We start from the raw sequence: 15,614 nt of genomic DNA, 5'->3' as shown, positions 1-15,614 counted from the left end.
TTTGCCCATCGCGCCCTTGACCTTCAAACCTGAATCCGCCCACACTGCTTTTCATTGAGCAGGGGGAACCCTGCGCAAGATCGCTTTCGGCGTCACCTGACGTCGGATTAACCGCCAGTGAACGTGGCGGACTATCAGGAAGAGGTAAAAATGAAAAAAACCGTAATTTTTGGCGCGCTGACCGTTGCTGGCCTTGCGGCCGGTGCTGCTGGTGCCGCCACGCTTGATGACGTCAAGGCCCGCGGCAAGCTGAACTGTGGCGTGACCACAGGCCTTGCAGGCTTTGCCGCGCCGAATGCCAACGGCGAATGGGAAGGTTTCGACGTGGCTGTGTGCCGTGCCGTTGCCGCCGCCGTACTGAGCGACAAGAACGCCGTGGAATTCGTGCCGACAACCGGCAAGACCCGCTTCACCGCGCTGGCCTCGGGCGAGATCGACTTCCTCGCACGGAACACCACATGGACCTTCAGCCGTGACACCGACCTGAAGTTCGACTTCATCGGCGTCAACTACTACGACGGTCAGGGCTTCATGGTCCCCAAAGCGCTTGGCGTTTCCTCGGCCAAGGATCTGGACGGCGCGACCGTCTGCATCCAGACCGGCACAACAACCGAGCTGAACCTCGCGGACTTCTTCCGCAAGAACAACATCAGCTATGAGCCGGTGCCTGTCGAAACCAACGCCGAAGGCCAGCAGCAGTACCTTGCTGGTGCCTGCGACACCTACACCACAGACGCATCCGGCCTTGCCGCGACACGCGCCACTTTTGAGAACCCCGGCGAGCACGTGCTGCTGCCCGAGATCATCTCGAAAGAGCCGCTCGGCCCGCTGGTCCGTCACGGCGACAACGACTGGGGCGACATCACCCGCTGGGTGCTGAACGCGCTGATCGCTGCTGAAGAACTGGGTGTCACATCCGCCAACATCGAAGAGATGACCGGCAACACCAACAACCCTGAGATCGCTCGTCTTCTGGGCACCGAAGGTACCTTGGGTGAGATGATCGGCCTCGACGCCGAGTGGGCCAAGCGCGCCATCATGGCCGAAGGCAACTACGGCGAGATCTTTGCCAAGAACATCGGCGAAGAGACCCCGATCGGTCTGGCACGCGGGCTGAACGCCCAGTGGACAGACGGTGGCCTGCTCTACGCACCGCCCTTCCGCTAAATAGCAAGCCAAGGGGCGCAGGAATTCCTGCGCCCTTTGTGCCTCTGGAGGCGCGAAGTGCCTTTGCGACACGAAAAACGGTCTAAAAACGACTGACAAAACCCCAACGAGACAATAAAAGCCCACGATCGAAGAAACGATCAACGACCAAAAATGATTCGGCCAAGGTGCGCCAAATGCACCAATAAAAAACAAGCCGGAACACAGGGATACATACATGACGACATTCTCCGACCCTCCCAAGGAGTCGTTCCGGCCATCTATGCTGTTGAGCGACACCCGCTATCGGTCGATTACCTTTCAGGTTATCGCACTTGCGCTGCTGGTCACGGCGATCTGGTATCTGGGATCGAACCTTGCCGCGAACCTTCGCGCCGCCGGGTTGAACATCTCTTTCCAGTTCCTCGGTAACCCCGCGGGCTATGACATCAACCAAACGCTGATCCCCTACACCAGCCAGTCGTCGAACCTTCAGGCGGCATGGGTCGGCATCATCAACACGCTGCTGGTGTCCCTCCTTGCCTGCGTGACGGCCACGATCTTTGGCGTCGTCGCCGGGGTTCTGCGCCTGTCGAACAACTGGCTCATCCGCAAGCTGATGGCAGGCTATGTCGAGATCTTCCGCAACATCCCGGTGCTGATCTGGATCCTGATCATCTACACCATCATGACCGCCGCGATGCCCGCGCCTTCGGCCTTCCGGGGCGATGATCCGGCGTCGAGCATGATGCTGGGGTCTTTTGCCTTTACCAACCGGGGCGTCTATATCCCCGGTCCGGTCTGGGGACCGGGCTCGATGATCGTGGTGGCGACCTTTGTCGCCTCGGTGATCGGCGTCTTTGCCTACCGCCGCTATGCGACGAAACTGCTTTACGACACCGGTCGCCTGCTGCCGATGCTTTGGCCATCAGTCGCGATCTTGTTGCTGCCGACGATCATCATGTTCTTCATCATGGGCATGCCGATCGGGCTGGATTACCCCGCGCTCAAAGGGTTCAACTTCCGCGGCGGCATCCAGATTGGTGCACCGCTGATCGCGTTGTGGTTCGCCCTGTCGATCTACACCGGTGCTTTCATCGCCGAGAACGTCCGCGCGGGCATCCAAGCCGTCAGCAAGGGGCAATCCGAAGCCGCTGCTGCCTTGGGGCTGCGGTCGGGCCGGATCATGAACCTTGTGGTGCTGCCGCAGGCGCTGCGCGTAATCATCCCGCCGCTGATCTCGAACTACCTCAACATCACCAAGAACTCCTCGCTGGCGATCCTCGTGGGCTATGCCGACATCACCGCCACACTGGGCGGGATCACCCTGAACCAGACCGGGCGGGCGATCGAATGTGTCGTCTTGTTGATGCTCTTCTACCTCGTCATCTCGCTGGGCATCTCCATGGTGATGAACGTCTACAACAACGCAACGAAGCTGAAGGAGCGTTAAGCCATGTCAGACACACATGCTGAATCCATCGCCTTCGTGCGTGAAACCTCACTGCCGCCTTCGGCACCGCCGGACAAGGTGGGCGGCCCGGTAAAATGGGTGAAAGACAACCTCTTCCCGACTTGGGCGAACGCCCTGCTGACGGTGGTGGCGCTTTATTTCCTCTATCTGTTGCTCGCCGGTTCTCTGCCATGGCTGTTGAACGGCGTTTGGTCGGCAAGCAGCCTGTCTGAATGTCGCGAGGTGCTGGACGGGGCCACGGGGGCCTGTTTCTCGGTGCTGAGCGAGCGTTGGCATCAGCTCTTGTTCGGGTTCAAATATCCCAGTGATCAATACTGGCGTCCGACCCTCGCGCTGGTGCTGCTGTTCCTTGCGGTGGCCCCGGTGCTCTTCATCGACCTGCCGCGCAAGCTGCTTTATTTCACTGGCGTCTACCCGTTTCTGGCCTTCTGGCTGATCTGGGGCGGTCCAATCTGGGGGCCGATCTTTGCCCTCGTGGGCGTGATCGCGGGCTATATAGTCTATAGCCGTCTGGTGCAGAAAAGCTTTGCCATGGCGCTGGCGGGTGGCCTCGTTGCTGCGGTGTTCGTCTGGTATATCGGTGGCTTCATCGGGGAGGCTTTGCGCCCCGCCTCGCCACTGCTGCAAGCGATCCCCAGCCGCGACCTTGGTGGCTTCATGCTGAACATGATGCTGGGCATCACCTGTGTGTCGCTGTCGCTGCCGATCGGGATTGCGCTGGCTTTGGGGCGTCAGTCTCACCTGCCAATCGTCAAAGGCATCTGCGTGGTCTTTATCGAATTCGTCCGGGGCGTGCCGTTGATCACGCTCTTGTTCGTGGCGAACGTGATGCTGGCCTATTTCTTCCCGCCGGGCTCGGGCGTTGACCTCTTCATCCGTGTCGTGATCATGATCACCATGTTCTCTTCGGCCTATATCGCCGAGGTGATCCGGGGCGGTCTGGCCGCGCTGCCAAAGGGCCAATACGAGGCCGCCGATAGCCTTGGCCTTGATTACCCGCAGGCGATGCGGCTGATCATCCTGCCGCAGGCGCTGAAGATCTCGATCCCGGGCATCGTCAACATCGCGGTGGGCCTGTTCAAGGACACCACGCTGGTCTCGGTGATCTCGCTCTTCGATATCATCGGCATGATCCGCGGCCCGATCTTGGCCTCGACCGATTGGAACGGCGTCTACTGGGAGCTTTTCCTCTTTGCTTCCGTGCTGTTCTTCATCGTTTGCTACGGCATTTCTCAATACTCGCAGTGGCTGGAACGCCGTCTTGCGACTGACCATCGTTAAGGGAGGGTTCTCGCATGGCTGAGACCGCACAAATGAAAGTATCCGACGAAGTCGCGATTCGGATCGAGAACATGAACAAGTGGTATGGCGCGTTCCACGTGCTGCGTGACATTGATCTGACCGTGCACCGGGGCGAGCGGATCGTGATTTGCGGGCCTTCGGGCTCCGGCAAGTCAACGCTGATCCGCTGTATCAACGCGTTGGAAGAGCACCAAAAGGGGAGCATCGAAGTCGACGGCACGCTCCTCAGCTCGGACCTTAAGAACATCGACAAGATCCGGTCAGAGGTCGGCATGTGCTTCCAGCACTTCAACCTCTTCCCGCATCTGACGATCCTTGAGAACTGTACGCTGGCGCCGATCTGGGTGCGTAAAACACCCAAGAAGGAAGCTGAGCAAACGGCGATGCACTTCCTCGAAAAGGTGAAGATCCCCGATCAGGCCAACAAGTATCCCGGCCAACTTTCGGGTGGTCAGCAGCAGCGTGTGGCGATTGCCCGCTCGCTCTGCATGCGCCCGCGCATCATGCTGTTTGATGAGCCGACCTCGGCGCTCGACCCGGAGATGATCAAAGAGGTGCTCGACACGATGATCGAGCTCGCCGAAGAGGGCATGACGATGCTCTGTGTAACCCACGAGATGGGTTTTGCCCGTCAGGTGGCGAACCGGGTGATCTTCATGGATGAAGGCCAGATTGTTGAGCAGAACGAGCCGGAGGCTTTCTTCAACAATCCGCAAAGCCCGCGCACACAGCTTTTCTTGAGCCAAATTCTGGGCCACTGATCCGCGCTACGGCTACAACGCTTACCAAACGCCCCGGCCTTTCGGTCGGGGCGTTTGCGTTTCAGACCAGTTCCTTGGGCACGGTGAAAGCGTGCAGCGCCCCGGTGCCGGGGGTGAGGTCGGCCCAACTGTCGAGATCGAAATCAATCACCGTGGTCGCCCCCGAAGGATAGCGATCAAAGGCGTCCTGATCGGGCGTTTGTTGCAACAGCAATGCTGCGGCGGCGGCAATGCCGGGGTTGTGGGCTATAAGCAGCACCGTTGCCCCCTTTGCCTGCTGGCGAAGCGTTGTGATGATCTTCTCCGGCTCGGCGAGGTAAAGCTGTTGAAAATGATCGACGGCGCTGCTTTCAGGCAAGTCCAGCAGCGCGCAGGTTTCACGGGTGCGCGCCGCCGTGGAGCAGAGTACCGCGTCAGGCAGCAACTCTTCCGCCCGCAGCCAATTGCCAAGCGCTTCGGCAGCCCCGCGCCCGCGCTTGTTCAGCGGGCGGTCGTGATCGCTGGTGCCGTGGGACCAGTCCGATTTCGCGTGTCGCATTAGGATCAGGCGGCGCATGTCATTCCTTTCACTGCTCGGCCCATCATAGGCGCGAAGCAGGGGCAGGGGGCAAGCGCTTTGCCTTAGCCTTTGCGAATGATGCTGCCCGCGCCGTGTTCTGTGAAAAGCTCCAGCAAGCAGGCATTGGGCGCCCGCCCGTCAAGGATCACCGCCGCGCGCACGCCGCCTTCGAGCGCATCTAGTGCTGTCTGAACCTTAGGGATCATCCCGCCTGCAATGATGCCATCGGCGATCATGTCGCTGATCTGGCTCGCCGTCAGGTCGGTCACCACCTCACCCGCGCCATCTTTGACGCCAGCCACGTCCGTGAGCAACAGCAGGCGGTCGGCCTTCAGCGCGCCCGCTATGGCGCCTGCGGCGGTGTCACCATTGATGTTATAGGTCTCACCGCCCCGGCCCATGCCAAGCGGTGCGATGACGGGAATGATGCCCTTGTCGGCAAAGTCCCGCAGGATGCGTGGGTTCACCTGTGTCGGGTTGCCGACGAGGCCCAGAGCGGGGTCTTCGGGCTCGCAAACGATCAAACCGCTGTCTTTGCCCGAGACGCCAACGGCGCGTCCCCCCTGTTCGGAAATCGCCTGCACGATCCGCGCATTGACGAGGCCCGACAGGACCATCTCGACCACTTCCATGGTCGCGGCATCGGTGACCCGCTTGCCATTCACGAATTCGGATTTAATGTTCAGCCGCGCCAGCATGTCGTTGATCATCGGCCCGCCGCCATGGACGATCACCGGGTTCACACCCACCTGTCGCATCAGCGCGACATCACGGGCAAATTCGTCCATCGCCGCGTCGCTGCCCATCGCATGACCGCCCAATTTGATGACCACGGTGGCATCGGCATAGCGTTGCAGGAAGGGCAGTGCTTGGCTGAGGGTTTGGGCAGTGGCGATCCAGTCGCGGTTCATGTCTTGCGTTCTCATTTGTTGACCCATGGGAAGCCGATAGCGGCGAAAAGTGCTACTCCAGCGTGGCGATGATGGCACGCAGGGTAGGGATGCCCCAGCCCTTTTCCGAAGACGTGACCACAATCTCGGGATAGGCGGCGGGGTGTTTGCTTAGCGCGTCTTTCACCTGCGTCAGGATTTTCTCACGCTCGGCTTCTTTGACCTTGTCTGCCTTGGTCAGCACGACCTGAAAGGTCACGGCAGAGCTGTCGAGCAGGGACATGATTTCGTTGTCGACCTTTTTGACGCCATGACGCGCGTCGATCAGCACAAAGGCGCGGCGCAGAGTTTGACGGCCCGAAAGGTATTGCTTGAGCAGACGCTGCCATTTCTCGACCACCGGCAGCGGCGCGTTGGCATAGCCGTAGCCCGGCAGGTCAACGAGGTAATGCTCTTCGCCGGCCGTGAAGAAGTTAATCTCCTGCGTACGGCCGGGCGTGTTCGAGGCCCGCGCCAGTGCTTTCATGCCCGTCAGCGCGTTGATCAGCGTCGATTTCCCGACGTTGGAACGGCCCGCAAAGCAGACCTCCATGCGGTCTGGGGGCGGCAGCCCGTCCATCGCCACCACGCCTTTGACGAATGTCGTCTCACCGGCGAAAAGCATCCGGCCTTTTTCGGCGCTCGGCGCGTCCGGCTCCTCGGCAATGGTGTAGTTCACTTGCATCAAATCAGCTCCAGTTCGTCGCCCACGGCGATCTCTCCGCCGGTGGTGACGGTCAGGGTAACACCGAAGTCTCGGTGACCCAATTGGTCAAGCGCGGCGAGCGTATCCACGTCGCGCGCGCCGGTGTCGGTGTTCACGGTCGTGGCAAGGCAGCGGGTGATGCGTTTTGACACATGCAGCCGCGCCTCGCCGATTTTCAGGTCGCGTCCGATCCATTCGAACTCATCCCACGGGGCCGCGCCGTCAAACCAGATGTTGCCGCGCCAGCGGGCGGTTTGCAGCGGGCTGCCGGCAAGCGCTTCGACTGCGGCATGGGAGGCCAGGCTATTGAGCGAGAGCGTCGGTTCGGCACTGTCGGTATAGCCACGCCCGTCGAGCCGCAGGATATCTGCGGGGGCGGCGCGGCCTTCGGCCACCAAGGGGCGCACCCAGTCAAGGAATGCGGCCTGTTCGCGATCGGGGTGAAAGGTGATCTCGCCCCACGTCGGGTGGCGCAGGGTAAGCATCTCAGTCGTCTCATCCAGCTTGGCCGTGATCGCCTGCAGCTGCGGCGAGGACGCCCCCCGCGTGAAATTCAAACACCGCGCCCAATCTCCGGGCGCGGCTTTGGATGCGTCATGGGCCACGGCCCAGAGCCGGTCATAGGGCATCGACTGCCCGGCGCGCAGGGTCACACGCTCAACCGTCTCGCGGCCATGGGCCTTGAGCGGGTGCCGGTTGAGCGCAGTGATCTGCATCACTTTTTCGACTTGCCCGATTTGGGTTTGCTATCTGCATTGGCGGCATCACCCTTGGGCGTGCGTTTAAAGCCGCCTGCGATGTTGCCCCAGAGGTCAGGTTTGTACCCCTGGCTGCGCATGATCAGATACTGCTGGGTGAAGGTGATCGTGTTGTTCGCGATCCAGTAGACCACGAGGCCGCTCGCGAAACCGCCCAGCATGAACATGAAGACCCAAGGCATCCAAGCAAAGATCATCTGCTGGGTCGGATCGGTGGGGGCCGGGTTCAGCTTTTGCTGCAGGTACATGGAAATACCCAACAGAAGCGGCAGAATACCGATGAACACCAGCGCCAGCATCGAGCCGGGCTCGGGGGCCGCATAGGGCAGCAGGCCCCAGAGGTTCATGATCGAGGTCGGATCGGGCGCGCTGAGGTCTTGGAACGGGCCAAAGAAGGGCGCGTGGCGCAATTCGATCGTGACAAAGATCACCTTGTAGAGCGAGAAGAAGATCGGGATTTGCAGAAGGATCGGCAGACAGCCCGCGGCGGGGTTTACCTTGTTCTTCTTGTAAAGCTCCATCATGCCCTGCTGCATCTTCTGACGGTCGTCGCCCGCATCTTTCTTCAGCTTTTCCATTTCGGGCTGAAGTTCCTTCATCCGCGCCATGGAGACGTAGGATTTATAGGCCAGCGGGAAGAGCAGCGCCTTAATCAGCAGTGTCAGGCCGATGATCGCAACGCCCATGTTGCCGATGAGCTGGTTGAGGTTGTGCAGCAGCCAAAAGATCGGCTTGGTCAGGAAAAAGAACCAACCCCAGTCGATGCTGTCGATGAATTTGGCGACACCGGAGGCTTGGTAATCCTGCAGGGTTTCCCACTCCTTCGCACCTGCGAAGAACTTGCTGGAGGTGCTGACGCTTTCGCCTGCGGCGACCGAGCGGGTCGGCTGGCGGGTGAAGGCGCGGTAGGTGTCGGCGCGCGGGTCATAGGTGAGCGCCTGCTCAAAGGTCTCGCCCGCGTCGGGGATCAGCACGGCCTGCCAATAGTGATCGGTGAAGCCGACCCAGCCCTCGGTGACGCCTTCGGTGACCACGGCGGGGCGGCCCCAGGTGCTGTTCACGTCGGCTTCGGCGATGTCGTCCCAATCGACTTCGGAAAGCTCACCATTGGCCATGGCCACGGCGCCTTCATGCAGGATGAAGAAGCTTTTCAGGTCTTCGGGCAACCCGTGTTGCGCGATCATGCCGAAGGGGGCGAGGTTCACCGCGCCTTCGCCATTGTTGGTCACGCTCTGGGTGATGTCGAACATATATTCGTCGTCGACCGAGATGGTGCGGGTGAAGACCTGACCGGCGCCATTGTCCCAGCTTAGTGTGACGGGGCTGTCGACGCCCAGTGTTTCGCCCTCGCTCAGGGTCCAGAGCGTATCGACACCCGGCACGGCATCGGGCGCAAGACCAGAGCCTGCGGCCCAACCATGCAGCGCGTAATAGGCATCGCTCGATCCTTCGGGGGAGAGCAGGGTCACGATTTCGGCGTCTGCGTCGAGCGTGGTTTGGTAGTCGTTTAGTTTCAGGTCATCGATCCGACCACCCATGAGCGAGATGGAGCCGCTGACCTTATCGGTCGCAATGGCCACGCGGGGGGCAGCCGCCAGAGCCGCGCGGCGGCCTTCGGGTGCGGCGCCTTCGCCATCCTCCGTGCCGGGCGCGGCAGCGGTGTCGGCGGTGGAGGCTGGGACCGAGGTGCCCTCGATGGTTTGGCTGGTCTCTGTGCCGGGTTCTAGCGCAGGGTCGGCTTCGGGGGGCGGGAACAGGAGGAACCACACGAGGATGACGGCAAAGCTGAGCGCCGTGGCAAGGATGAGATTCTTGTTCTGTTCGTCCATGGGGACCGCCACCTGATGTCTTTGAATATCATGGGGGTTCAACAGAGTGCGGGGCCAAAGGTCAAGTGGAATCGGGTAAGGTTAGGGGCGATGTAGCGTGGTTTTGGCCCATCTGGCATGGGTTTTGCGGAGTTTCGCCGGGGGCGGTTGCGGGGGGCCTGTGGCGCTGGCTTTGACTCGGGTCGGGGCCGAAGGGGGTTGGGGGCCTCGGCGCGAGGGGCGTATCATCTGTCTGGGGTAGGCACGGCACGCTACATTTGGCGCGTGCAGATCGGACGAAGGTGGCGCTATGTCGCGCGCCCGTTCATGATGCGGGGCACATCTTGCAGTTTTACATTGTGGCGGGCGATCCAATCAAGTGTTTGCTCAAAAGGCATGGGGCGGGCGATGCCGAAGCCTTGCACGTGGTCACAGCCGAGTTGGGCCAACAGGACATGCTCCCCCACCGTCTCCACCCCTTCGGCAAGGGTTTCGACGCCCAGGCGTTCGGCCATGGTCAAGATGGCGCTGATCATGCGTTGCTGATCGGGGTCGCGATCGGCCTTCATAACGAAGGAACGATCGATTTTGATCCGGCTTACCGAAAAGCGGCGGATGGACGCGATGGAGGCATGGCCGGTACCGAAATCATCAAGGTCGATGCGGCAACCGAGCTTGCGCAGGGCATTTATATTTCGGGTGATCACATCATCGGCGGCGGAAGCGACGACCGTTTCCAGTACTTCGATTGCGAGCCTTTCGGGGGATAAATCAAAACGGTCCAACTCCCACGTGATTTTGTCGATGAGCTGAGGGTTGGCAAGTTCGCCGCCTGCGAAATTCACCCCGATCTGGGGCACTTCGGTGCCGGAGCTGTCCCAAGCTTTGAGCGCTGCAAAGGAATGATACATCATCACCTCGGCCAAACGTTCCAACAGGCCAGCTTCTTCGACGGCGGGCAGGAAATCGGAGGGCGGGATCATGCCTTGGACCGGGTGGTTCCAGCGCGCCAGTGCTTCAAAGCCGGTGATTTGACCGGTGTCGGTTGAGATTTGCGGCTGGAACCATGGTTGAATCTGCCCACTGGCCAATGCCTGCGCGACCTCCTCGCGGAGTTCTGCGCGGCTTTCGGTTTCCCGGCGCATCTGGTCAGAGAAGGCGCGGATGGAAGATGGCCCGCGCCGCTGGCCGCTGCGCAGCGCCGTGGCGGCGGCGGCAAGCCAAGCGGAGCCATCACCGCCCGGGGCGCGGGTGTTGAGGCAAAATCCGACGGAGGCCGTGAGATAGATCGTGACCCCATCGACAAAGAACGGTTCTTCCAAAGTGGCCTGAAGCCGCCCGGCGAGTTGAATGCAAAGCTCAAGATCAAGCTGGCGGACCGGGGCCGTGCAGATGGCGAAACGTGCTTCGCCCATCTTGCCGATGATATCGTCATCCCGCAGGGCGCTGTGCAACCGTTCGCCGCTTTGCCGCGCAATCGTATCAGCGGCGGATTGGCCGTAACGTTCGATGATCTGGTCAAAATCCTCAAGCGCGATAAAGCACGTTGCCGACAAGCGGCCCTGTGTTCGGGCGCTTTGAAAGACCTGTTCGGTCAGCTCTTCAAAGGTGCTGCGCTGTAGTATGGCGGTGTGCGCGTCACGGGGAAACGTCGCCCCCTCGCCAAACCGCTGCCCCGCAAGAAACAGAAGTGGCAGCGCGGCAGAGGCGCCAATCAATGCCATTTCACCGCCGATCCAAAACGCCAGCAATGACATCGCGGGGAGAAAGGCCAGAGCGGCCTGACCGCTAAGCAAAGCGGCGAGCGACTGGCGCAGTTGCCCGGGCCCAGTGGTGCGGTAATGTGCCATCGCGATATCCCTCTTCAATGCGCGCCATGCCTGCGCTGATAGGGGTGGGATATCGCCTTTAGGGTGTGTCGTGGGTTAACAGAGACCGGTTTTTCGCGGATTATTATCTAAAATTGTTCTTGCTATGCACTCTCAATGTTCCGCATGAGACCGGCAAAGTCGAAAAGCTGGGGATCCAGCAAATGTGAGGGCCGGGCGTTCATCAGTGCGCGGAACATAACTTGCCGACGACCGGGACTATTGGCCTCCCATCCGTCGAGAATCGCCTTGACCTGCTGGCGTTGAAGCCCATCCTGCGACCCGCAAAGATCGCAGGGAATGATCGGGTAATTCATCGCCGTGGCAAAGCGTTCGCAATCGCTTTCAGCCACATGGGCGAGGGGGCGGTAGAGGAACAGATCGCCTTCTTCGTTTACCAATTTGGGCGGCATCGTCGCCAGCCGTCCGCCGTGGAAAAGGTTCATGAAAAAGGTTTCGAGGATGTCATCCCGATGATGCCCCAGCACCACGGCAGAGCAGCCTTCCTCCCGCGCGATCCGGTAAAGATTGCCCCGGCGCAGACGGCTGCAAAGGGCGCAGAAAGTGCGTCCGGCAGGGATCTTGTCCATCACGATTGAGTAGGTGTCTTGATATTCGATGCGATGCGGAACGCCCATCTTTTCAAGGAATTCCGGCAGCACGGTGGCCGGAAAGTTCGGCTGGCCTTGGTCGAGGTTGCAAGCCAGAAGCTCGACAGGCAGCAGGCCACGCCATTGCAATTCATGCAGGACCGCAAGCAGGGTGTAGCTGTCTTTGCCGCCCGACAGGCAGACCAGCCATTTGGGTTTCGGCGCGCCCTCGGCGGTCGGCTCGACCATGCCGTATTGGTCAATCGCCTCGCGGGTCATGCGGACGATGCGCTTGCGCAGTTTCTTGAACTCGGTGCTTTGCGGTGCGCCGGCAAAGAGGGGGTGAATCTCGTTGGTTTCGTCCAGCATCGTCGGTCTCTCACTATCTGCTTGGCTTCACCTAGGGCATTTTACCCCTTTGCCGCAAGCGTGGCGCTAGTCTGGGACGTTGTCGATCCCGCTGTGGCCCCAAGGGTGGCAGCGGGCGATGCGCCGAGCGGCCAGCCATCCACCCCGCAGCCCGCCGTGTTTTTGCAAAGCTTCCAGCGCATAGGCGCTGCAGGTGGGCTGGTAGCGGCAATTGTATCCGACCCACGGGCTGAAAAGCAGCCGGTAGCCGCGCACCGGCAGGGCGAGCAGCGCCGCCAAGGGGGTCATTTGCGCGCCCCGTGAAGGATATCAAGCGCGCGGGTGAGATCGGCTAGCAACTGGTCGAAGGGCAGGGCCGCTGTCGCCTCGCGCCGCCCGACAAAGACATAGTCCATGCCTGCGCGCCCCGCCTGAGGCAGTGTCAGCCGCGCGATTTCACGCAGGCGGCGCTTGGCGCGGTTGCGGGCCACGGCGTTGCCGACCTTTTTCGAGCAGGTAAATCCCACGCGAATGGGCGCCGCGCTGGGCTCATCCTCCCGGCGGGGTCGCATTTGTAGGATGAATCCCGGGGTCGCTACACGTTTGGCGCGGCTGGCACGCTGAAAGTCCGCCCGTTTGGTCAGGGTTTCCAAACGCAGAGAAACCGCCGGGGCAGGGTTCCCTTTTGTGGCGCAAATGCCATTCAAGGGTGCCTCCGGCGGTGTCATATTCTGGTTCCGAAGATCGAGGGCGCTTACGCGCTCAGCGATTTCCGGCCCTGTGCGCGGCGTGCATTGATGATCTTACGGCCGGCTTTGGTGGCCATGCGCGCGCGGAAACCATGGCGCCGCTTGCGCACGAGGTTCGAGGGTTGAAAGGTGCGTTTCATCGCTCCGTCTCCATTTAAAGCTGGCTGGGCACGGAATCACTTGAAGGGTTCCACCGCGGCCAGCGTCAATTCAAGCCCGTCCTTTAATGCGGCGGGGCGCGCAAGTCAAACCCCCTGGGGCGGAAAAACTGCGCTTTGCAACAAAATGCCGGTCAGAAGGGGGCGGTTTGTTTCAGTTCGCCCTTCTACCCTGCGAAATCGGGGCTCTGGGCACAAGTCCTATCAAGCGCGCGTGAGGAGCCTGTTCCTGCGCGCTGCTTCACGCCATCATTAAGGAAACGGAAAATGGTCTGATGTAGGCCTAATAAAAGTGTTGAAATGAGCCGCAAAGATCAAAGTAAGCCCGCGCTGATGCGTTACCTGCCCCTTGCGGTGATCCTAGCGGTCGCCGCCATCGGCGCGTTTACCCTGCGTGATTACCTGAGTTTCGACGCCCTGCGTGAGAATCGCGAGGCGCTGATCGCCTTTCGCGACAACAACTACCTGCTGACCGCGCTGGCCTTTGTCGTCGCCTATGTGGTGATCGTGGCGTTTTCCTTGCCGGGGGCCACGGTGGCCACATTGACGGGCGGCTTTCTCTTCGGACTGTTTCCGGGTGTCCTTTATAATGTGGGCGGCGCCACACTCGGCGCGATCGTGATCTTTCTGGCCGCGCAATGGGGCCTCGGCGACCGGCTGAAAGAACGGATGGATGCCTCAGAGGGGGTGGTGCGCAAGATCAAGGCAGGGATCGACGATAACCAATGGTCGATGCTCTTCTTTATCCGGCTCGTGCCGGTGGTGCCGTTTTTCGTAGCGAATCTGGTGCCTGCTTTTCTTGGCGTGCCGTTGTTTCGCTTCGCGATCTCGACGTTTTTCGGCATCATGCCAGGGGCGCTGGTCTTTACCTCTGTCGGGGCGGGGCTAGGTGCGGTTTTTGCCCGAGGTGAGACGCCGGACCTCGGGATCATCTTTGAGCCCCATATTTTGCTGCCCATTCTGGGTCTTTGCGTTCTGTCGCTGCTGCCTGTGGCGATCAAGACGTTTACCGGCAAGAAGGATCTGCTGAAATGACCACTCGTATTAAAACTGACGTTCTGATCATCGGCGCAGGCTCTGGCGGGTTGTCGGTGGCGGCGGGGGCCGTGCAGATGGGCGCGGATGTGACCCTACTTGAAGGGCATAAAATGGGCGGTGATTGCCTGAACTATGGCTGCGTGCCTTCAAAGGCGCTGATCAAGACTGGCAAGACCGCCCATGCCCAGCAGCACAGCGCGCAATATGGGGTCGAGAATGCCGCCGGTACGGTGGATTACGCCGTCGCCATGGATCACGTGGCCGATGTCATCTCGCAAATTGCGCCGGTCGATTCGGTTGAGCGGTTTGAGGGTCTGGGCGTGCGGGTGATCCGTGAATACGGGCGCTTCATTTCCGATAAAGAGGTGCAGGCGGGTGATACGATCATCACCGCGCGGCGGATCGTCGTGGCCACCGGGTCATCCCCGCTGGTGCCGCCGATTCCGGGGCTGAATGATGTGCCCTATGAGACCAACGAAACCCTTTTCGATCTACGGGAAAAGCCGGAGCATATCATCATCATCGGGGGTGGCCCCATCGGCATCGAGATGGCGCAGGCCCATGTGCGGATGGGCTGCAAGGTGACGGTGATCGAAGGCGATCGGGCGCTTGGCAAGGATGACCCGGAGCTGGCTGAGGTGGTTCTTCAGACCATGCGCGACGAAGGCGTAGCTTTTGAAGAGGGCAGCAACGCCGCGAAGATCAGCGGTGAAGCGGGCGCGATTACGGTTGAAACTGAGGTTGGCCGTGTCATCAAAGGCTCGCACCTGATGATGGCCGTGGGGCGCAAGAGCAACATTGAGCGTCTCGACCTTGATAAGGCGGGAGTGGAAACCACCAAAGCAGGCATCAAGGTCGATGACAGCCTGCGCAGCAGCAACCGCCGCGTCTATGCCATTGGCGACGTGGCAGGCGGGCTGCAATTCACCCATGTGGCGGGCTATCACGCCGGGGTTGTGATCCGCTCGATCCTTTTTGGCCTGCCGAGCAAGACCAAGTTGCACCATATTCCATGGGTCACCTATGCCGCGCCGGAACTGGCACAAGTCGGGTTGACCGAGGCGCAGGCGCGGGAAGAACATGGCGACAAACTGGAAGTCGTGCGTTTTCACTATAACCACAACGACCGCGCCATCGCCGAACGCCAGACCAAAGGGTTCATCAAGGTCATGGTGGTCAAGGGCCGCCCGGTCGGGGCCAGCATCGTCGGCCATCAGGCGGGCGAATTGATCACCCTGTGGTCACTTGCGCTGGTCAACAACATGAAGATGAGCCAGATTGCCGCTATGGTCGCCCCTTACCCCACGATCTCGGAAATCAACAAACGCGCGGCGGGGGCCTATTTCAGTCCGCGCCTCTTCGAAAGCGCGTTGGTTAAAACGGTTGTGCGCGCCGTGCAGCGCCTGTTGCCCTGAGATAG

At 60.7% G+C, this 15,614-nt stretch carries 16 protein-coding genes; 6 read left to right on the top strand and 10 right to left on the bottom strand.

Features of this window, described 5'->3' with window-relative positions; all coding sequences use genetic code 11:
* Nucleotides 1-150 precede the first annotated feature (150 nt).
* The 4 genes from B5M07_RS14365 (at nucleotide 151) to B5M07_RS14350 (ending at nucleotide 4,683) form a co-directional block, all read left to right on the top strand.
* Nucleotides 151-1,167 (top strand): amino acid ABC transporter substrate-binding protein, encoded by a 1,017-nt coding sequence (locus B5M07_RS14365; RefSeq protein WP_067622203.1) that lies wholly within the window; start codon nucleotides 151-153, stop codon nucleotides 1,165-1,167.
* Between the two features lie 217 nt (nucleotides 1,168-1,384).
* Nucleotides 1,385-2,599 carry an amino acid ABC transporter permease gene (locus tag B5M07_RS14360; protein ID WP_120351818.1) on the top strand — a complete coding sequence of 405 codons (1,215 nt, stop codon included), beginning with the start codon at nucleotides 1,385-1,387 and terminating at the stop codon, nucleotides 2,597-2,599.
* Between the two features lie 3 nt (nucleotides 2,600-2,602).
* Nucleotides 2,603-3,901 (top strand): amino acid ABC transporter permease, encoded by a 1,299-nt coding sequence (locus B5M07_RS14355; RefSeq protein ID WP_120351817.1) that lies wholly within the window; start codon nucleotides 2,603-2,605, stop codon nucleotides 3,899-3,901.
* Between the two features lie 14 nt (nucleotides 3,902-3,915).
* Nucleotides 3,916-4,683, top strand: a complete 768-nt coding sequence (locus B5M07_RS14350) for an amino acid ABC transporter ATP-binding protein (RefSeq protein WP_120351816.1) — start codon at nucleotides 3,916-3,918, stop codon at nucleotides 4,681-4,683.
* Between the two features lie 61 nt (nucleotides 4,684-4,744).
* On the opposite strand, the gene B5M07_RS14345 is transcribed toward B5M07_RS14350, so the two are convergent.
* From B5M07_RS14345 to rpmH, 10 genes are all read right to left on the bottom strand, one after another.
* Complete coding sequence (locus B5M07_RS14345) at nucleotides 4,745-5,239, bottom strand: SixA phosphatase family protein (protein ID WP_120351815.1); 495 nt, start codon at nucleotides 5,237-5,239, stop codon at nucleotides 4,745-4,747.
* A 65-nt stretch (nucleotides 5,240-5,304) separates the two neighbouring features.
* Nucleotides 5,305-6,168 (bottom strand): acetylglutamate kinase, encoded by an 864-nt coding sequence (gene argB / locus B5M07_RS14340; protein WP_205570871.1) that lies wholly within the window; start codon nucleotides 6,166-6,168, stop codon nucleotides 5,305-5,307.
* Between the two features lie 37 nt (nucleotides 6,169-6,205).
* The gene (gene yihA / locus B5M07_RS14335) at nucleotides 6,206-6,856 is read right to left on the bottom strand and encodes a ribosome biogenesis GTP-binding protein YihA/YsxC (RefSeq protein WP_120351813.1); all 651 of its coding nucleotides are present in this window, start codon (nucleotides 6,854-6,856) and stop codon (nucleotides 6,206-6,208) included.
* Nucleotides 6,856-7,593 (bottom strand): MOSC domain-containing protein, encoded by a 738-nt coding sequence (locus B5M07_RS14330; protein WP_205570934.1) that lies wholly within the window; start codon nucleotides 7,591-7,593, stop codon nucleotides 6,856-6,858. Before B5M07_RS14330 ends, yihA begins: the two co-directional genes overlap by 1 nt.
* Nucleotides 7,593-9,464, bottom strand: coding sequence for a membrane protein insertase YidC (yidC, locus tag B5M07_RS14325; protein ID WP_067626501.1), 1,872 nt, complete (start codon nucleotides 9,462-9,464; stop codon nucleotides 7,593-7,595). The genes B5M07_RS14330 and yidC overlap by 1 nt, the downstream gene beginning before the upstream one ends.
* A gap of 287 nt (nucleotides 9,465-9,751) precedes the next feature.
* Nucleotides 9,752-11,293: a putative bifunctional diguanylate cyclase/phosphodiesterase gene (locus B5M07_RS14320; protein WP_120351811.1), complete on the bottom strand. Its 1,542-nt coding sequence runs from the start codon at nucleotides 11,291-11,293 to the stop codon at nucleotides 9,752-9,754.
* 122 nt (nucleotides 11,294-11,415) lie between these two features.
* Nucleotides 11,416-12,270 carry a tRNA 2-thiocytidine(32) synthetase TtcA gene (ttcA, locus tag B5M07_RS14315; protein ID WP_120351810.1) on the bottom strand — a complete coding sequence of 285 codons (855 nt, stop codon included), beginning with the start codon at nucleotides 12,268-12,270 and terminating at the stop codon, nucleotides 11,416-11,418.
* A 66-nt stretch (nucleotides 12,271-12,336) separates the two neighbouring features.
* Nucleotides 12,337-12,558 (bottom strand): membrane protein insertion efficiency factor YidD, encoded by a 222-nt coding sequence (gene yidD, locus B5M07_RS14310; protein ID WP_067626496.1) that lies wholly within the window; start codon nucleotides 12,556-12,558, stop codon nucleotides 12,337-12,339.
* Nucleotides 12,555-12,977 carry a ribonuclease P protein component gene (gene rnpA, locus B5M07_RS14305; protein ID WP_120351809.1) on the bottom strand — a complete coding sequence of 141 codons (423 nt, stop codon included), beginning with the start codon at nucleotides 12,975-12,977 and terminating at the stop codon, nucleotides 12,555-12,557. Before rnpA ends, yidD begins: the two co-directional genes overlap by 4 nt.
* A gap of 26 nt (nucleotides 12,978-13,003) precedes the next feature.
* The gene (rpmH, locus tag B5M07_RS14300; protein WP_007118882.1) at nucleotides 13,004-13,138 is read right to left on the bottom strand and encodes a 50S ribosomal protein L34; all 135 of its coding nucleotides are present in this window, start codon (nucleotides 13,136-13,138) and stop codon (nucleotides 13,004-13,006) included.
* A gap of 318 nt (nucleotides 13,139-13,456) precedes the next feature.
* On the opposite strand from rpmH, the gene B5M07_RS14295 reads away from it, so the two are divergent.
* Together B5M07_RS14295 and B5M07_RS14290 are read left to right on the top strand one after the other, a co-directional pair.
* The gene (locus B5M07_RS14295) at nucleotides 13,457-14,191 is read left to right on the top strand and encodes a TVP38/TMEM64 family protein (protein WP_120351808.1); all 735 of its coding nucleotides are present in this window, start codon (nucleotides 13,457-13,459) and stop codon (nucleotides 14,189-14,191) included.
* Complete coding sequence (locus B5M07_RS14290) at nucleotides 14,188-15,609, top strand: dihydrolipoyl dehydrogenase family protein (RefSeq protein ID WP_120351807.1); 1,422 nt, start codon at nucleotides 14,188-14,190, stop codon at nucleotides 15,607-15,609. Before B5M07_RS14295 ends, B5M07_RS14290 begins: the two co-directional genes overlap by 4 nt.
* Nucleotides 15,610-15,614: the final 5 nt, after the last annotated feature.

It is taken from the genome of Sulfitobacter sp. D7 (assembly GCF_003611275.1).
Lineage (GTDB): Bacteria > Pseudomonadota > Alphaproteobacteria > Rhodobacterales > Rhodobacteraceae > Sulfitobacter > Sulfitobacter profundi.
Note: the sequence above shows the minus strand (reverse complement) of the source record. Positions and strands in the feature narration are given on the sequence as shown.